This is a genomic window from Mycobacteroides sp. H003, from assembly GCF_001440135.1.
Classification (GTDB): domain Bacteria; phylum Actinomycetota; class Actinomycetes; order Mycobacteriales; family Mycobacteriaceae; genus Mycobacterium; species Mycobacterium gwanakae.
The window spans coordinates 18,108-36,752 of record NZ_LJYL01000030.1 but is presented as its reverse complement, the minus strand read 5'-3'; the positions used below and the strand labels follow the sequence as shown (position 1 = coordinate 36,752).

The following is an 18,645-nucleotide window of genomic DNA, read 5'->3' as shown; positions in this document are numbered from 1 at the left end:
CCGCAGTCCGTGCCGGTTACGTGTGCGTGACGACACCCTGCCGCTACCTGAGACCGGGCCTAGATGTGCGCACCCCAGCCAAAGACCCGTGATGTCAACAGAACGAGGCCCAGCGACACGGCCGCCACCACAACCAAACCGATCACCGCGACCACCAGGGGACGCCAACCGCTGCGGGCGATCTCCCGGAAGTTGGTGTTCAGTCCGACTCCGGCGAAGGTCAGCAGAAACGCCCATTTGGACACATTGACCAGATTGTTGACCTGCCCCTTGGTCAGCCATCCGAGGGTCACGACGGTGGACACCGCCAGGAACCCGAGAACGAACTTGGGGAACTTGTCCCATACGAAGGCCGCCTTGGCCTTGATCCCAGGCGCGAGGGTCTCGGCCTCACCGCGGGCCGCCCAGTACAACGCGAACCCGAGCACCACGAAGCCGATGAGTGCGTTGCGCGTGGACTTGACGACCGTCGCGATGTCACCGGCGTGCTCGGAGTACAGGCGCCCGGTAGCCACCGTCTCTGCGGTGTTGTCGACGGCCAGGCCCGCCCATAGGCCGAACTCATAGTCAGTCAGTCCGAGCCCGTGGCCAATCGCCGGAAGGGTGAACAGCGCCACCGCACCCAGCGCCAGGATGGACGCGATGGCATAGCTGACATCCGAATTGCGCGCACGGATGGCGCCCTTGGCCGCGATGATGGCCGACACCCCGCAGATCGAAGTACCGATCGCTAGTAGCGAACCCAGCTTTCCGCTCAGGCCAAACCACTTGGCCGCCAACAGAATGATGGCGCCCGCCACCGTCATGTCGATCAGGATCTGCACCAGGCTGGTGCCGCCCAGTTTGAGGACATCACCCAGCACGAAGCGCGCACCCAGCGCGACGATGCCGATCTTGAGCCAGAACTCGTATGTCTGCACACCCGGGCGGAAGATGCGGTGCAACCCGATGGTGTTGGTGATCAACAGACCGATCACAATGGCCCACAACACATATTCGATATCGGGGACGGTCCAGTGCTGCGCCTTGGCGAGGTCCTTCCACCAAATCTGCGCGTACTTGCCCAGCAAGCCCACACCGATGAGCAGCAAGATGCCTGGAACGTAGTCCAGTGGCCGCGTGGAGGTGAAGCTTGCTTCGGGGTTTTCGTACGCCTCGTCGGCGTTCTGCGTCTCGGTCTTTGACGTCATCGAGTCACCACGGAATCTTGGGCAGCACATTGGCCACCGCGAGTAGGGCGATCACACCGGCGATGATGGTTGCCCACCAGTCGACGCCGATGCGCGCGATGAGGGAGGTTGTGGGCTGGCCCTCGGTAGATGCCGGGGCGCCGGACTGTTCGTCGGTCACGGACCAGAATCTTCGTGGCGTGCCACCAGGCTCACAAGACATCCGCTCGTATTGAATCGAGGCGGGGCCCGGGATCGAACTTGACACCCGTCAAGTACAGTCGACGGCGCCCGCAGACAATGCCGTCGGAAGGTCTTCGCCCGTGTACCCAGGTACCCACGCCGCCCAGTTCCCCGACAGGCCCGCCGTCGTCATGGCAGGCTCCGGAGCCACCCTCACCTACGGACAATTGGACGAGCAATCCCGGCGGCTGGCCCGGTACTGGTACGACACCGGACTGCGCAAGGGCGATCATGTGGCATTGCTCAGCGACAACGCCCCCGAGGTGTTCGTTGTGTACTGGGCCGCATTGCGTTCGGGCCTCTACATCACGTCGGTCAATCACCATCTGGCCCCCGCAGAGGTCAGCTACATCGTCAACGACTCAGGTTCAACAGCACTCGTGGTCGCCGCCGGTGTGTGCGAACAGGCCGTGGCAATTCTCGACGATATTCCGGCGGTCACGCAGCGTCTCGCGTTCGGCGGCGAGGTACCCGGGTACGGCTCATACGAGGACGCCCTGGCCGGCGCCGCCGACGAACCACTGCCCTCGCAGCCCGCGGGATCGGACATGCTGTATTCCTCGGGAACCACCGGACTCCCCAAAGGCATCAAGGTTCCCCTCATGGATCGGCAGGTCGACGAACCGAATCCGTTCGCGATGCTCTTCGCTCATCTCTACGGATTCAACGCCGACACCGTGTACCTGTCGCCGGCACCGATCTACCACGCCGCGCCCTTGCGGTTCTGCGGCTTTGTGCAGTCGATGGGCGGCACCGCCGTGGTGATGGAACGCTTCGACGCCGATGACGCCTTGGCGGCTATCGAGAAGTACCGGATCACCCACAGCCAATGGGTACCCACAATGTTCGTGCGAATGCTCAAGCTGCCCAAGGAAACCCGGCTGCGGCACGACACGTCGTCTTTGAAGGTCGCGATCCATGCCGCCGCGCCATGCCCGGTCGAGGTGAAGCATTCGATGATCGACTGGTGGGGGCCGATCCTCTACGAGTACTACTCCTCGACCGAAGGCAACGGCGTCACATTCATCGACTGCGCGAACTGGCTCAAGCGACCGGGCTCTGTCGGCAGCCCGGCACTGGGCGTGCTGCACATCTGCGATGAGGAAGGTACAGAGCTGCCGACCGGCGAGGCCGGGCTGGTGTACTTCGAACGCGAGGAACGACCCTTCACCTATCACAATGACGACGAAAAAACCCGCAGCGCTTGCCATCCCGAGCATGACACCTGGACCACGACGGGCGATATCGGATACGTCGACGACGACGGATTCCTCTTTCTGACCGACCGCAAGGCATTCATGATCATCTCCGGCGGCGTCAACATCTACCCGCAGGAGATCGAGAACTCCCTGGCACTACACCCCCAGGTGCTGGACGTCGCGGTGATCGGAGTGCCCGATGCCGAGATGGGCGAGGCGGTCAAGGCCGTGGTGCAACCCGCCGACCCGTCGGCTGACCAGGACACGCTGGCCGCCGAGCTGACGGAATTCCTGCGCGAGCGCATCGCCCGATACAAAGTTCCCCGCACCTTTGACTTCACCGACACCCTTCCGCGCACCCCCACCGGTAAGCTGGCCAAAGGACTTTTGCGCCAAAAGTATTGGGAAGGGGCTCGATGAGAACGGTGGCCGCGATCTGCATTGCCGGGGGGCTGCTCGCAGGGTGCTCGACACCCGCCACCCAAGAAGCGCCGTCAAGCCCATCGAGTGCAACCGTTCCGGTGATCCAACCGGGCGTCATGCCCCAGCTGGTCGGCTTGCAGTGGACCGACGTGAAGCCGGTGCTGCGCAAGCTGGGCCGGGTGAGCGTCGCGACCAAAGAGGTCCCCGTGGATGATTCCGATCAGAAATCCCGGATCATCGCGCAAGATCCCGCCGCCGGAACACATCTTGAACCGGGCGCGAAGATCACCCTGACTTTCGGGATCTAAAGCTCAGCAACACTATTCAAATACTCCTGGGGTCGACCCCGTCGGAGTGAATCTGCGGTCCAACACACGCGCCTATAGGGTGCCGTGCTGACCTCGTCCCACATCGTGAGGCCGAGTTCGCGCCGCCCTCTTCTGACGTCTGTGTCCTTGACACCACCGCGCACCCATTGCAATGCTCATAGCATTCACATACTGTCAGCATTTGAATGCATCGAGTTCGCTCATTGAGGAGGATCATGGCCACCTATCCAGATCGCCCCATCGCCGGTTCCCGGATCGTCATCACCGGTGCCACCAATGGGATCGGCAAGGAAATTGCCCGTGCGCTGGTGCGGCGCGGGGCGCTGCTCACGCTGGTGGCACGCGACCCCGTCAAGGCAGCCGACACGATCCGGGAGCTGGCGGCCGAGAACGGGGCGATCACCGCGCCGGAGTACATCCAGGCCGACCTCGCCGACCTGGACTCGGTGCGGGCAGCGGCCCGCGAGATCGCCGCGACGCACCCCCGGATCAACACCCTGGTGAACAACGCCGGCATTCATTCCCTGTCGAGCAAGCCCAGCGTGGACGGCTTTGACCTGATGACGGCGACCAACCACCTCGGACCGTTTCTGCTGACCAACCTGTTGCTGGAGCCGATCATCGCCGCGGATCACGCGCGCATCGTCATCACCGCATCCGAGGCGCACCGATCATGGCCGCGCATCAACTTGGACCGTTTCGCAGAACCACGCTCCTACAACGCCATTGGCTCCGAGGTCCGGTACGGACAGTCCAAATTGATGAACATCCTGTTCACCCAGGAACTCGCGCGGCGGCTGGAGGGCACCGGGGTGACGGTCAATTGCTTCTGCCCGGGCATGGTCTCGACCGGGCTGGTTCGGGACAGCCGCATCCTCACCGCCGCGGCGGGCCTGGCCTCACGCACACCATTCGTGCGGCGCCCCGATCAGGGAGCCCGGATGGGCATTCGGCTGGTGCTCGATGATGACCTCGCGACAATCAGCGGGCAGTTCTTCACGTCGACCCCGGGTCTGGGCGTACTGCCCGCCGTCCGGATCCGCTCCAACCAGCAGGCACAAGAGGAACTTTGGCAGCGGTCGCGCGAGTTGGTGAACCTGTAGCACCGTGTCTGCGCGGCCACCATCGCTGCCGTCAGGTACAGAGAAGGCATGCGACTGTGGTCCCTACATCCATGCAACCTCGATGCCAAGGGGCTGGTCGCGTGCTGGCGGGAGAGTCTCCTGGCGCAGAAGGTGCTGCAAGGACGCACTCGCGGATACCGCAACCACCCGCAGCTGGAACGGTTCACATCGCTGGCAGAGCCAGTTGCCGCCGTCGGCGCCTACCTGGCGGGCCTCGCCGATGAGGCCGACCAGCGCGGCTATCGGTTCAACCGTGAGCTCATCGGTTTTCCCGCGGCCGCGTTCGAACCATTGATCGACGTGCATCGCGGGCAACTCGCCTACGAACGCTGGCTACTGGACACCAAACTGGCCCAACGCAATCCGGAGCTTCTCGCGACCAACAGTTCCACGCGGCTGCGCCCGCACCCCATCTTTCGCCCGGTACACGGCGACATCGAAAACTGGGAGAAGGTGCTGCCCGCCTACTCCGTGTGAGTTCACGGACAGAAGACACCACCCGGTTCTGCCGCCACACAACCCGGGGCAACATCGGCGTAGGGCACATCACCAAAATTGGCTGTGACGGTGAGCTTCCTGTCTCCGAAAACTGTCCGCTGCACGAGTCGATCCGCAGTGAGCCATTCGAATGCGGACAGTGGTTCAGTACCCGCGGTGTCGCTCAGCTTGGAATAGAACGTCTGCAGGGCCGCTAAATCAGCCCCTTCACGGTCAAGGGTGTCTGTATTCAAGGCATACATCATTGGGGCCAGATTGAGCAGCGCTAAAAGCGCCCGATTCCGCTTCTCGGCAGGGAACTTGTTGAACGGCAGCTCCCACCTATCAGTGCTGACCACCGAGTCGTGAAATACGCTCTCATATAGTGGAATTCGATACTTTGGGTTGAACATCGTGTCGTGCAGCACCGCTGGGAGCTGAACTTGCTTGAAGAAGAACTGAGGTCCGTCTTCCCCCCAATACTCTCCCCAGATTCCTTTGTCCCGTTCCAGGGGCCACAGGGCGGAAATGATGGGTGTGCTGGATCCATGACTGAACGCCACGGTGCTCGCGGCCCAGGAACCCACCGTTTCCGAACCCAGCACATACCGCTTGCCAATCTCGTCGAGTCGATTCACGCGGTTACGCCGGTCTTGATCTTGTGTCATCGGGTGGCCCGGTGTGTAGTCATCGAAAGTCATACCGGTCGCGTCGACGTCCACAAAGACACTGTTGGCACCGTTTGCCGTGCGCGAGCGAACCCGCGCTTGCACGAGGTCAGGCATCTGCGCTAGGGCTTGCGAGCTCAGGTAGCAGCCGCGGTCTTGAAATCCGTTGACTGTCTTTCCTTCTGCGGTGTGGACACAGGCATTGGGATAGATGCCCGCCGGCCATCGCGACCCGGGATTATCGATCTCCCCCGCTGGGTCTTGGGCATTGTCAAAGGACACATACGGCCCAATCAGATACCCAGCTTCTTTCGCTGCCTCAACGGCTGCGGAGTTCATCGGCGGGTCCCCATCGTCGTCATACCCAAGCCACATTCGCCGTATCCCCAGCGCACGCAGTCTCAGCACTGTTTCAGGTTCACGCCCACCGGCCCACGTGTACGCGTGAAATGCCCCGATCAGCTTTTGTACGTCCGGATTGGCCTTGATTTTGTCGGCCAGGGTGACGAATTTGTTCTGCCCTTGGAGCAGCGTGCGGTAACTCCGTGCCGCGGCGGTGGGCGATCCATCGGTAATCGCCATAGACACGGCATAGTTCTGGGTGCCGCGGCTCTTGCTGAATGTGTGCGACACCGTGCCCACCAGATTGGAGTCCAGCGTCAGCGTCGAGCCCAGATCCGTGGGCACGACATAGCTGACCCCGGTGCCCACGTAGGAGTAGCCCAAGATTGGCATGGTCAATTCCTGTATGGGATGGTCGCCCACGATACCCACCTCGGGTTTGGTCCAGGTGGGATCGTGAATTGGGATGCTCACGCCGCCCCCGAGCGGCAATTGCAAGTCAGTGGCATCGGCGCCCGCAATGGGCCATGCCAGGTTCTGATCTCGATCACTCGTCACATCGACAACGAGACGGCCATCGCGAGCAGTCGCGGTAAACGTAAATCCGCTGTCTGGATAGCTCCACGTCACCGCCCCGCGATCGTCTATCCGGACCGCACTCGGCGCACCGATACGTGTCACGGTCGCCCGTGAAAGCTCCGCCGCTCCGTTCACACGGAGGTCGCGCAGATCCAACCGCAGAACGTCTTCGCCGACAGGGAAAGTGACCACTGTGCCATCACCGGAAATGGTCGGCTTTCTGGAACGCGGACCTGAAGAGACGCACGCTACGGCCGCGATGAGCACGACAACTGCGACAACAAATGCGCCTCCCCGTGCAGCCCCACCACCTGTGGGTGAATCACAGATCATCCTTCTCCCCGCTCGCCACCCAGCACATCGCACACTTCAGGTGGCGCGATTCTTGCCAGATCTACCCGCGACCGAATCTCCAGCTTGCGGTAAATCTGGCGCAGATGGAACCCCACTGTGTGGGCAGAGATAAAGAGCTCCCGCGCGACCTGGCGATTGGTGAGACCTCCAGCGGCCAGCCGCGCCACCTTCTCCTCGGCAATGGTCAGACTTGCCCAACCCGTGGATGCACGCGTGGTGTGACTCCAATGCCGCCGTCGGACACCGAGGTCACGCAGCCGATGCCGAACCCGGGCAGCGTCCCAGTCCGCGCCCAACTCCACGTAAACCGCCATCGCGGCACTGAGTTCAGCTACCGCGGTCGCACGGTCCACTGCTGCCAGCAACACCCCGGCGTCCTCTGTCGCCGAAGCGTGAACCCACGGATCCGTATATTGGCCCGCAAGGGATTTGACGATAACGGCATCACGGTCCATCAGTGCCCGGCAGTGATCCGCCACTACCGCCAAGAATGGCTGATCCGGGTTCAGCTCGCTGATCATCCGGGAAGTCCGTACTACATCCCGAGCAAAGGATTCGTGGCCGACACTCCGCGCCAGCCGCACACACCAGGCTGCAGACGCAGGGTCCGCGATTATCAGTTCCAGGCTGTCGCCAGCGTCGAGCAGAGCTCGGAGCGCCGTCCCAGGCTCACCGCCGGCCGCACTTACCTGAGCGCGGATCAGGCACCGCAGCCCCCACAACGGATGTTGCTGATTGTGCGGGAGACACTCGTCAAGGCGTTGCACGCAGTCGGATGCCAATCCCAGCTCGCCACGGCGTAGCGCAGTACATGCCAGAAACGCGTGCAGCCACGGAACGGGCAGTTGCATCCGGTAGCGATAGCACAAGCTCAACGCATCGGAGCCGTCCACTTCTGCTCCGGCCACATCGCCGCGGGCGAGTCGACACCATCCACGCAACGACAAATAGACCGGAACCAGCACTTCCGTCCTGCTGGACTCAATAACCCGGCCGAGGGCCTCGATTGCGCCGTCGGCGGCGTCCAACTCCTGCATCCGCAGCAGCATCCACGCCTTCTGCCACAACGGGTAGGAATCAAAGGAGTCGCCAGATTGTCTTTGCCACAGGTCAACCGATTCCTCGATTGCGCACAACGCATCGGAAGCCTTGCCTCGACGCCAGGACACCGTCGCACGTATCGACATCGCCGCCATCGTCATAGAGGCTGGGCATGACGTCGAATCGGACAGGATCCCCTCGGCCGTAGTCTCGACAGACTCGATCTGCGAAAAGAACGAAAGCGCCAGCCGCACCAGCTGGGTACGACGTACAGCACGACCGTCTGCAGGACCTTGTGAATGCGATGCCAGCACAAAAGCTCCGTCTGTCTCTCCGCGCAGCGCCATCGCGGTAATCAGGCCCGCCCGAACCCGGTCAACCATTACGCCGGCTCCCTCCCACGGGTCGCGCATGACCTGCTCAGCGATTTCGGCCGCTCGAGCTAGACTCCCGGACCGAAGCAACCCAACGACCGCAATGCCGGCCATCCTCAGGTACACACGACTACCCTTGGGCGCCTTCTCCATTCCGCGCAATGCCAAGGTGGCAGCTGACTCAGGCGCAACCGACATCAATCGTTCAGCGATCCGGGCGATGATCCCAGCCGCCTCCGCATCATTCGCGTGTCCATGTAACAAATGCACAGCGGACCTCTCCGTGTGTCCACCGTTTCGTTCGACCAGCATTGCTGCGGCTTGACGATGCAGTAGCGGGACCAAGGGAGCCGGGACGCTCCCCAGCACCGCACGGCGGATCAGATCATGCGGAAAGGCGAAGTCAACCGCTTGAGCAACAATCAAACCAGCGGCCACGGCCTCCGACAGCGGAGCCACCAACTCCGCCGGAGAACATCCGAGCATCTCCGATAAATCTTCCGGACAGAACACCCGGCCCAAAACGGCCGCCACTTGCAGCGCCTCTCGACTTACTCCCCGCAGCCCAGAAAGTCGATCTGACACCAGAGATGCCAAACATGCTGGTGCCATTATGGTTTCACCGGCATAAGGATCAGGTTTCTCAGGTTTCAGCTTCGCCACACCGTGATCTACCTCGATCGCGCCATCCTCTATCAACCCCTGAATCAGCTGCACCGTGACCTGCGGAGTGGCGTCAAAACACTCGCACAATCTCACCAGATCCTGACTGGGTTCCGCCTCGAGCAGATCACCGACAACTTCGGCAATCGCCGACTCAGATAACGCTCCCAGTGGCTGGAGCCACTCGGCTCGCCCATCTCGGCTCATCGCCCTAAAGAAATACCCGCCGAGATCATCCAAACCTCCTGGCCTGAGCGCAAATTCCCACACCAACGGGACGCCTGCAAACCTATCAACCAAGCCCAACAACGCTTCCACGCTCGGGGTGTCGACCCATTGGAGATCATCGACGGCCACCAAAACCGGCCCCCGCCTGAGCAGATCCTTGATTTGAGACTCGAGCTGACAGGCTCGTGTCATCGAGGACTTCATGACGCGCGGCTTTTCCGGGAGACCATCGATCACCGCGTAGCCGCGGCGGTCGGCCAACAACATTGACTCGAGCAGGAGCCGGCTCTTGCCGCTGCCGACCGGAGACTCCAGCAGAAGTATCTTGCAGCGCCGCGTCTTTGCCGCAACATCCAGTATCTCGACGATGCGCCTTACGTGATCATTGCGACCGCGCAACGGCCGCAATGATTGTGAACTCCATCTAACCTTCTCCACCGCAACCTCTTGTCATGGTCAACTCGAATCAACAAGAACAAGGCTGCAATCCGCCCCACCCTACAGAAAGAGGCCATGATCAACCGTAATCGCAAAACCAGGAGCCTGGCTTAAAGCAAGTTAAGAAGACACTGCGCCATGCAATCAACTCAGCTGTGCACCTTGCCAACTCATCGAACAAGGGCTCGTGCCCTTCGTTACCTACTACTCACTGTTACGGCCAAACTGGACAACACGTCAGCCCACAATTCGGCCAGCTCCTGCACCTCCCTCATCTCAAACAACAACGTGGGAAATCCGAAATCCCCAATCATCCGGCCGTCGATCACAACCACGGTGATGTCCAGGGCCGCGGCGGCGGGCAGCCCGGGGTCTGGCATGGATTCATACAGTCCCTCGACGATTGGCTTCCATGCACCGGCATCCTTTGTATCGGTCTGCATTTGACCGAGATAGTTAAAGCAAATCCGGCCTGGCATTTCAGCAGGCAACTCCTGTGCGGTGTCTCGGTTCAGATACCGAAGTAGCCCATACCCAACACCGCCATCCGGGATACTTTGCACACGCTGGGCGACGGCCAATACCGCTGCGGCGATATCGCGATTACCTGCTGGATCTTCGTCCAAATGAATGCCGGATAAGTCAATCCGTAGTGGATATATCGAGTTAAACCACCCCACCGTCCGCGATAGGTCCGCCCCCGCAAGCTCCTGACGACCATGGCCTATCAGCCGCAAAAGTACCGACGGCAGCACCACGCCTCTTCGGCCCTGCCACCGTGCCACGGCGACTGCCAACGCAGCCATCAAAATATCGCCAAGCTGAGGCTCCTCCCCTGCCAGCCCGGGGCCAAGAATTGCCGAAGTTGTTTCAGCGTCAATAAATGTTTGCACTCGCTGGATTTTCGAGGTGGTGTCGACCGCCGGATCAAGCGCCCGAATCCCCGGCAGCGGATCTGGCCCCTCAAGCATCGATTTCCACATCGCAAGCTCCGCCACCCGAGACGCCGAACTCGCCTCGGCACGCAAGGCATGCAACCAGGTTCGCATCGAGGTACCGTCCGCCGATAGGGCGAGCGGTCGTCCCGCCTCGATATCCGCCCACGCTGCCGCCAGGTCCTCCAGCACGATCCGTGAAGACACGCCATCGAAAATCAGGTGGTGCGCCACCAGCAACAAGCTGCCCTCACCGTCAGGTCCGCAGTCAAGCCATACCGCTCGGACCACGTTGCCCAAGAATGGGTTCAACTCGCTTACCGCCGCCTCCCAGACGCCTTCCGGAATACCTTGACCACTCTCGACTTGGACGCGGATCAGCAGCGCATCGACGTCTATCGAGCTCGCCGAACCCGCAACCATTCGCCATTCCTGTTGGGATCCCACTTCTTTGCGGCACAACCGAGCGCGCATCATGGCGTGTTGTCCGATCACCGCAGTGAGCACTGACACAAGCGCGCGCCGATCGATGCCTCTAGGCAATCTGACCAGCGTGGAGAGATGGAAGCGGCCGCAACCATTGCCTCCCAACTCCATCAACCATTGGGCCGCAGGCGACAATTCCATCTCACCCACGTCTCCGCCGGAGACTTCCTGCAGGGCAGGGGTTTTTTCTCCACTCGTTATGAACTGAACCAACCGTCTTACCGTGCGCTTCTCGAGCACATCGCGTGACGTAAACACCACGGGGATCCTGCGCGCCCGCGCCACGATCTGCGTCGAGAGAATGCTGTCCCCTCCCAGCGCGAAGAAGTCATCGTCGACGCCGACCCGATCCGCTCCGAGCACTTCAGCAAATACGCCGCTTAAGAGCCGCTCTGCTTCGGAGGTGGGAGCACGGTACCTGTCCTGCACCATCGACGGAGCGGGCAGTCCAGCACGATCCAGCTTTCCCGACGCGGTCAACGGCCACTCACTGAGCACCACGATCACCGACGGCGCCATATAGTCGGGCAGCCGTGCCGCGGCGAACTCACGCACGGCCTCGGCCAGGACACCAGCCATCGGCTTGTTCGACGTTGGTTTAGCAGAACGGCTCGAAGTACCGGGGACGTAGGCATCGACGATGCATCTGCCGTTCAACGCGGACGTCTGCACGAAGACGGCCTCCATGTAGCCGCGTCGCGCCGACCATGTGACCGCACACGAGTAGCCGCACTCGGCCGCCGCCGTGTGGAGATCTTCTGGCAACAGTCCTTCAGGCAGTCCATCAGCGGCGCTGCCCTCACGATCCCGTGGTGTCGCTAGGTCTTTCATATTTTTCGCAAGCTCGTCGACCGCCCGGATTTCAGTCAACAAGCCCCGATGCGGAATAGCCAGCACTCGAACACATTCCATACCTTGCCCCAGGAGTAGCGACCGGATGGCATCTATATCGACGTACTCGACGTGCGCCGCCTTCTTCACGGAGACAGTTGGTTTGGGCATCTTATGTAGGACTACGTCATATCTGTAACGAGTCAGTTCGTTGATCGAGCTGCCCCGCTTGAGCTGGATGTCGTGCACAACGCCGGGGAACTCGTGAGCGATCTCGGAGAAGAAGTGCGGATCCACCAACAGTTCACGCTGATTCGACAATCGCCTCAGCACGCGCCGACGTACATCGCCCGAATGGCCATCACTTCCCCGTGCCAATTCCACCCCGGTCTCGAGTTCCCGCAGATATCTCAAACTTCGTACATCACCGATGAACAGCGCACCGCCTGGCGCGAGTACCCGCAGGGCCCGATCAACAACACGCCGCAGGTAGTGAGCGCTGGGGAAGTACTGCACAACTGAGTTAAGTACGACGGTGTCAAAGTGTCCGGTGGCGTAGTCACTCAATTCGTCTGCCCCACCGGCGATAAGGTGGACGCGCCCAGCCCAAGCCTCCTTCACATCACCCAGCCACCGGCCCAGGCGGGCCACAGTCACGGGCGAGAGATCTGAACCGCAGTAGACCTCACACAGGGGTGCGATCTTCGACAGAATCAGCCCCGAGCCAACACCGATCTCCAATACTCGTCGCGGTCCGAGTTCACGAATGCGGTTCACTGTCATGTCACGCCATTCACGCATCTGATCCAACGGAATCGGCGCCCCGGTGTAGCTGCTATTCCAGCCTGTGAAGTCGTCTTCGGCCCCCAAGCCACGTCGGGACGGCTGATCTCGCGCCCCATCGCCATACAGTTCGTCGTAGACGTCACGCCAGCGATGTACTGTGTCGCGCTCGTGCGCCACGCCGAAGTCGCCTGCCGCCACGACGTATCCCACCAGCCTGTGATCTTTTGCTCGCCCCTCCGAATGCGCTATCACCACGGCGCGGTCGATCGCAGGATGATCCGTCAAGACGGCTTCTATCTCACCCGGTTCAATGCGCACTCCATGTAACTTCAGCTGAAAATCCTTGCGTCCCAAATATTCTAAGTGACCTGACGCATCCCACCGCACCACATCGCCGGTGCGGTACATACGCTCCCCCGCAGCGGTGGGGCAGGCCACGAAGCGCTGCGCAGTCAATCCCGAGCAGTTGACGTAGCCGCGCGCCAACTGCATTCCGGCGACATACAATTCACCCGGCACTCCTGGCGGTACCGGCCTCAGCCATCCATCCAGGACGAAGAGCCGGGTACCCGCGACAGGTGCGCCTATCGGTACCGTATCGGTATCTGACTCCGAAACTTGGTGTGAAGTAACATCAATGGTTGTTTCCGTGGGTCCATATAGGTTATGTATCTCGATGTCGGCCGCGCGTAGGCGGCTGGCCAGATCAGCCGGCAGCACTTCACCCGACGAGACGATCATCCGCACGCTCTGACAGGCCGATAGCTCAGCCTCGGCCGCGAACACCTCCAACACGGAAGGTACGAAGTGGGCAATCGTTACCTGCTCGGTGCATATGAGAGCCTCCAAGTAGGCATGATCGGTATGCCCATCTGGAGCGGCAATCACTACTCGCGCTCCATATAAGATTGGCCACAGCATCTCCCACACCGACACATCAAAAGTGGCAGGGGTTTTGTGCAACACCACATCACTGGAACTCATGTGGTATCGCGCTTGCATCCATCTCAGATGGGCAACGATGGCCGCATGATCGACCATTACTCCCTTGGGCCTTCCGGTCGAACCAGAGGTGAAGATTATGTAGGCAATGTGACCCGGCCGAAGTGAGCACCTTCGATCGGCATCGACGACGGGGCGATCGGAGAACTCCGACAGCTCAATCCTGTCGACCGCGATGACGGGGACAGATGCCGGCAACCCTCGGGTATGAGGGTCACTACTCCTGGTGAGAACAAGATGCGGTGCGGCCGCCTCTGCGATATGTGCATTGCGGTGTTCCGGCGACGCCGGATCGATGGGAAGGTAAGCGCCGCCTGCGACAATCACCGCGTACATACTCACCAACATGTCCGCCGACCGCACCATCGCAACCGCCACGACGGTCTCGGGCCCAACACCCAGTTCGATCAACTGTCGAGCCAGCCTATTGACGCGGCCTGCGAATTCTCGGTACCTCCACGAAGTGCCGTCGCTGCGGATCACCACCTCATCTACGTGAGTGGCCACTCGTCTTTGGAAGATCTCCCCGAGCGAGGACTCTTCGGGCAGAACGGCATCCTGCGCGAGCTCCTCGCCGTTGCCCCAGGTAAGTACCCGGCGCCGTTCCGCATCATCGAGTGTGTTGATCTTGCCGAGTGGGGTGTCGCCAGGGGCACTCAAGAACTCGCGCAGGTATCTCAAACACCGATCTAGCCGTTCCCGGATATCTGTCGCGGTGAAGAAGGCATCGTTCCCAATAAGGTTGATATGTAGGAGATTCTCGGGCCCAGATCGGTAGATGTCGAAATGCAGGTACTCGGTGTTCCCCGAGGTGAGGATCTCGTACTTGCCCCTAGCCACGCCCAACCGCACGATGTTGTCGGCCAAAAGTATGTTCACCGTGGGCCCGAATGCATTCCTCCCATATCCCACGGCACCGGCGTCGCGTCTTATATCCTCGAACCGATACCGCGCATGCCGCAGACCGCTGGACACCGCGGAGGCGGCGGCTTTAATCAAACCGTCTCTGGTGACCGGGTACCCACAGTGGAGCGCGATCGGTATTGCGTTAGAGATCATCCCGCCGGAGAGTTTCAGCGCCGTGGTCCGCCGGCCGGCAACCGCAAGCGCCACTGTGCCCGTGTCCTGGCCTGACAGCACTGATTCGAATCCGCAGAGCGCAGCCGTCAGGACCCTGGCAATGCTTGTGCCCGCCGTCTCGGCAACAGCATCCAGCCTCACGCCTAGTTCTGCGCTAAGCCCGGCCGCTGCACGGTGCTCCAGCGTGCTGCGCGTCTCTGCCGCGTGGTGATGTACTGCGATTTCTAGCTCGGCCGTGCGCCCGGCCCAGTAGGCACGGTCCTGTCCGAAATCTTCAGAATTCGTGTATTCCTGTTCCAGCGTGATGAGTTCTGACACCGAAAGGCCGCGATAGGGAGCCGGCTCTTCACCCTGAACCCTCGCCGAGTAGTGGTCGGCGATCCGGGCGGTGATCGCGAGGCCGCCGTAGCCGTCTATCACGGCATGATGGGACCGCACGTACCAGAAATAGTGATCCGGCCCCACCTTAATCAGCGCCCAGAGCGTGAGCGGATTACACATCATAGGGCGTGGTTCGGTGTAATCACGGCGCATCCACGAATACGCCGCAGCGACCGGGTCCGCCTCTTCGGTAAGGTCCACCCAAAGCGGATCTCTGCTGAGTCCTCGAGATAACCATTGATATGGGCGGCCCGCGTGTTCAGAGAATCTGATCACGTCGGCACCGGATGCCATAAGCTCGAAATTGCATGCCTGCGCGAGTAATAGAAAATCGACAGGGCCGGTGAGTTCTACGCAGTGAGCCACGTTGCCTGCGGATCCGTCAGCAGGATCCACCGCCATCCACTGCTCGGATTGTGCGCGAGTGAGTTCCAGTCCCTGGAGACGTTGCGCATCCATCAGTGTTGGCCCCTTGCAAAGACGCGGAACTGTTCCCCGAGGAAGGTCAGAACGTCCGGCACGGCAACAGTCAATCCAGGACAGTCGCGAGCCAGCGTGGCGATTTCATCTGCTTCACGGGCCATGCATGCCATCGCGATTTCGGGGCGCGGAATGTACCGCGGATCACTTTCCAGCTCGAACGATGGCCCTGCGGTCTTTCCCGCCAGCCCGGATGGCAAGGTGACAATCAGCTCGCCCAATGGGCGCAGCACGGTGACCATTATGTCTAACGCCCAATTCATCACGGGAGATCGTCGCAAGTTGCCCGCGGGACAGTAGCCAAAGTGCTGCACCATGAGTTGCGCGGCCAACTGGTAGGAACGGTTGAACGCTGTCATCGCTACCCGCGCGGGCGCATTGGTGACATGGCACCTTGCGGCGTCCACAGTGTGCAGTGTCGGATTGCGCAGCACCGGGTATGCCGGATTCCATGGAACACGTTCTGCTAGTGGCATATTCATGTGTTCTTGGGCCAGCGACGCAGAGATCCCGAGGAATGTTTCGAAGTGCGACTCTTCACCAGCGTTGGGCAATGCGATCCTTCCGCCCTCTCCGTGTTCGGTAACGAAGTCGATCGCGAATATCGCACTGGCAACATCGTCGACTTCCAACTGGTAATCCGGGTGGATTGCATTGACCGACTCACGCATGAAGAGGTGGTGTCCTCCCCCTCCTTGATATTTCTTGGCCACCAAGACATCTGGCATTAGCTGAATCGCGGCCCGAATCGCAGCGTAAAGTTCACTCAATGAGCCGTATCGATAAGGTCTTTGCGGCGTGGGTCGATCACCCACCAAGCCAGGTACCAGCTCGTGCGGTCGTTCCAGTTCCACGAACCGCTCTACTGCAGTAGGCCCAAATGGTTCGAGAGACAATTCCAGTGGAGTCCAGAGCGTGCCATTCAGCCGCCCGAAATCCAGCCGTGGTACCTGGAACGGCAAGCCCACTGCCATCCTGATGTTGTTGATGGCGAGGAAGTGAATCATCTCCTCCCTGGCCACGTTCATCAGGAGCCCCCGGTATCCGTTGTCCAGCGTCCCCGGCCCGCGGCCGCACGCCAGAGCGGACTGCGCTTCCGTCCAAATTCCCTTTTCTACATAGCGTTTCGCAGCGCCGTGAGTAGGAATTGAGTAAGCCGCATAGAGGTACTGGATCATTACCGCCAGTTCAATCGACAACGCCTGATCCAGGGCGGCGTGCAGTTCGTTACGTGTAGTGATCGGCTCGATGGGAACACGACGCCCAGTAGGGATAGGCGGAGTCTGACGCTTGGCCTCGCACGCGAGGAAATACCTTTGCAACAAACGGATTTGAGGTGTACTTATATCGCGAGTCGACGGCATGAAGTAGGTTCGGTCGCGATGTGCCGGATCGCTGACATGCCAGATGAGCCTGGCGTAGGGCTCAACCTTGAACTCATCGGCGAGGCTCAATACGTCTGTCCGCATGAACGAGTACAGCAGCTCGTAGTACGCGAACACCTCTCGGTACAAGAGGTCAAAACTAATGGCGCTGTCATGCAAGTCGTCCAGGTACCAACGATCTGGGAGCACCCGTATTGAAATACTCCCCACGGTAGGCCAATAGCCCAGTTGGTCGTCATTGTCGTATGCGCCGCAAGCACTCTCCAACCCAGGCAGTGGCGCCCCTTCAGGCTGCAGCAGTACCCGCGTGGTGCCGGCACGGATGCCTTTCACCGTGACAACTCCAAAACCGTGGGCATCTGTGCCCACGGTGACGTTCGTCGTGTACCCGGCAGTGCCTGACCTACGTAGCGCGACGATCATTACATCTTCCGGACGTGCTCCAGGCGCTTGCGCCGCCGAATCCAGCGGCAGCGCCCGTGGGTTGAAGAATTGCCGGACGCCTATCGCCTGGGCGGCAGCGGGCTCTCCTCTGAAATACGAACGCACGGAAATATCAACGGCGAACTCCTCGCCAGTGCGCGAGTTCGGATGTTCGAGGAACAAGCTCGCGTCGTCTGACTGCACCACCGTTTCGGCTTCTTCCAGCAATACCCGGCCGGAGCCGACGAATCGCAGAGCAGCATCCGGATTCTCCTGGCTTTTATCAAGCCTCGGAACAGTAAGAATTCCGGAGGTCAGGTGATAGTTGCTGTCGAGATAGGCCTTTCGCGGCACCACGGCGATGACTTCCCCCGCGGTTGTCTGCAGTTCGAAATCCCCCATATCGATCAATTCGTCAACACGGGTGACTGGCGGGTGGCCCTCTCGCGCACGTCGTCGCACGGCAGGAATCGCGGTAACCAGGTTCATTGTTACCTCTGAGCCCTCCACACGAACGCTCGCCATGTGAAGCAAAACATCCTCGCCGACGGCGCCCTGTGATCGCGGAGCAAGTAGTCGGCCCGCTGGGTAGGTCCGCAGCTCCGTGGCACGCCAGGGACCAATTGTTCCGCGCAGCCCCCACCGATCAGGTGCGTCGGGAGCGACCGGAGCTTCCATTCCGGTCAACGCAAACTGGACCACAATGCCATCTGCCGCACCGGAATCGATCAATGCACGCAACGCAGCAAGGGCCGGTGAGGCCCCAGCGCCCTCCAGCCATTGCAGACCCTCGTCGCGGCCTATCGCGAACTGGAACAACGTGGAGCGCCGCAACCACTGCGCAAGTGGATGACCACCGGCCTGGTCGACGTGACGGGAGTTCTGCCAACGCGGAGGGCAGTATCCATTGACATCACCGGTCAGCAGATATCCGACATCATGGGAGCGGCCACGGCGACCAAGGGCCAACTGGCCAATCATCAGTGTTGTGGTCCAGTTTGACGAAGGATCTACGTCGAAGACCCTTGCCCGATTGGCCGTGCTCGCCGTGTACTCGCAGTAGTGCCCCCAGAAGTCCACGTCTCGTCCGACGAGAACGTCATCGGTGTCCACCACACCTGACACCCGCTCGCAGGAAACCACTTTTGCGTCGATCCAAAAATGCCCGTTCCCACCGAAATTCCATCCCTTCAGGGTGTGAAATG

The 18,645-nt window shown here is 60.9% G+C and carries 10 protein-coding genes; 4 read left to right on the top strand and 6 right to left on the bottom strand.

Features of this window, described 5'->3' with window-relative positions; translation table 11 throughout:
• Positions 1–59: 59 nt before the first annotated feature.
• Together AOT87_RS19290 and AOT87_RS28470 are read right to left on the bottom strand one after the other, a co-directional pair.
• Complete coding sequence (locus tag AOT87_RS19290; RefSeq protein ID WP_057967716.1) at positions 60–1,190, bottom strand: YeiH family protein; 1,131 nt, start codon at positions 1,188–1,190, stop codon at positions 60–62.
• Positions 1,191–1,194: 4 nt separating this feature from the next.
• The gene (locus tag AOT87_RS28470) at positions 1,195–1,350 is read right to left on the bottom strand and encodes a hypothetical protein (RefSeq protein WP_109398685.1); all 156 of its coding nucleotides are present in this window, start codon (positions 1,348–1,350) and stop codon (positions 1,195–1,197) included.
• Positions 1,351–1,492: 142 nt separating this feature from the next.
• On the opposite strand from AOT87_RS28470, the gene AOT87_RS19285 reads away from it, so the two are divergent.
• The 4 genes from AOT87_RS19285 (at position 1,493) to AOT87_RS19270 (ending at position 4,964) form a co-directional block, all read left to right on the top strand.
• Positions 1,493–3,031: an acyl-CoA synthetase gene (locus AOT87_RS19285; protein WP_057967715.1), complete on the top strand. Its 1,539-nt coding sequence runs from the start codon at positions 1,493–1,495 to the stop codon at positions 3,029–3,031.
• Between the two features lie 119 nt (positions 3,032–3,150).
• A complete protein-coding gene (locus AOT87_RS19280; RefSeq protein ID WP_057967729.1) occupies positions 3,151–3,342 on the top strand; it encodes a PASTA domain-containing protein in 192 nt (63 codons plus the stop codon).
• 236 nt (positions 3,343–3,578) lie between these two features.
• Positions 3,579–4,466, top strand: a complete 888-nt coding sequence (locus AOT87_RS19275; protein ID WP_057967714.1) for an SDR family NAD(P)-dependent oxidoreductase — start codon at positions 3,579–3,581, stop codon at positions 4,464–4,466.
• A 48-nt stretch (positions 4,467–4,514) separates the two neighbouring features.
• Positions 4,515–4,964 (top strand): pyrimidine dimer DNA glycosylase/endonuclease V, encoded by a 450-nt coding sequence (locus AOT87_RS19270; RefSeq protein ID WP_057967713.1) that lies wholly within the window; start codon positions 4,515–4,517, stop codon positions 4,962–4,964.
• A gap of 2 nt (positions 4,965–4,966) precedes the next feature.
• On the opposite strand, the gene AOT87_RS19265 is transcribed toward AOT87_RS19270, so the two are convergent.
• The 4 genes from AOT87_RS19265 to AOT87_RS19250 form a co-directional block, all read right to left on the bottom strand.
• Positions 4,967–6,745, bottom strand: coding sequence for a glycoside hydrolase (locus AOT87_RS19265; protein ID WP_057970356.1), 1,779 nt, complete (start codon positions 6,743–6,745; stop codon positions 4,967–4,969).
• Positions 6,746–6,882: 137 nt separating this feature from the next.
• Positions 6,883–9,612, bottom strand: a complete 2,730-nt coding sequence (locus tag AOT87_RS19260; RefSeq protein ID WP_131727281.1) for a LuxR family transcriptional regulator — start codon at positions 9,610–9,612, stop codon at positions 6,883–6,885.
• 236 nt (positions 9,613–9,848) lie between these two features.
• Positions 9,849–15,611, bottom strand: coding sequence for a non-ribosomal peptide synthetase (locus AOT87_RS19255; RefSeq protein ID WP_057967710.1), 5,763 nt, complete (start codon positions 15,609–15,611; stop codon positions 9,849–9,851).
• The gene (locus tag AOT87_RS19250; protein WP_198528440.1) at positions 15,611–17,929 is read right to left on the bottom strand and encodes a ferritin-like domain-containing protein; all 2,319 of its coding nucleotides are present in this window, start codon (positions 17,927–17,929) and stop codon (positions 15,611–15,613) included. The genes AOT87_RS19255 and AOT87_RS19250 overlap by 1 nt, the downstream gene beginning before the upstream one ends.
• Between the last annotated feature and the right edge of the window lie 716 nt (positions 17,930–18,645).

What these genes read in the sequence shown, in the direction of transcription:
- AOT87_RS19280 (WP_057967729.1), top strand. Translation starts at nt 3,151, where the DNA reads ATGCCCCAGCTGGTCGGCTTGCAGTGGACCGACGTGAAGCCGGTGCTG.
- AOT87_RS19250 (WP_198528440.1), bottom strand. Translation starts at nt 17,929, where the DNA reads ATGAACCTGGTTACCGCGATTCCTGCCGTGCGACGACGTGCGCGAGAG.
- AOT87_RS19270 (WP_057967713.1), top strand. Translation starts at nt 4,515, where the DNA reads ATGCGACTGTGGTCCCTACATCCATGCAACCTCGATGCCAAGGGGCTG.
- AOT87_RS19255 (WP_057967710.1), bottom strand. Translation starts at nt 15,611, where the DNA reads ATGGATGCGCAACGTCTCCAGGGACTGGAACTCACTCGCGCACAATCC.
- AOT87_RS19290 (WP_057967716.1), bottom strand. Translation starts at nt 1,190, where the DNA reads ATGACGTCAAAGACCGAGACGCAGAACGCCGACGAGGCGTACGAAAAC.
- AOT87_RS19275 (WP_057967714.1), top strand. Translation starts at nt 3,579, where the DNA reads ATGGCCACCTATCCAGATCGCCCCATCGCCGGTTCCCGGATCGTCATC.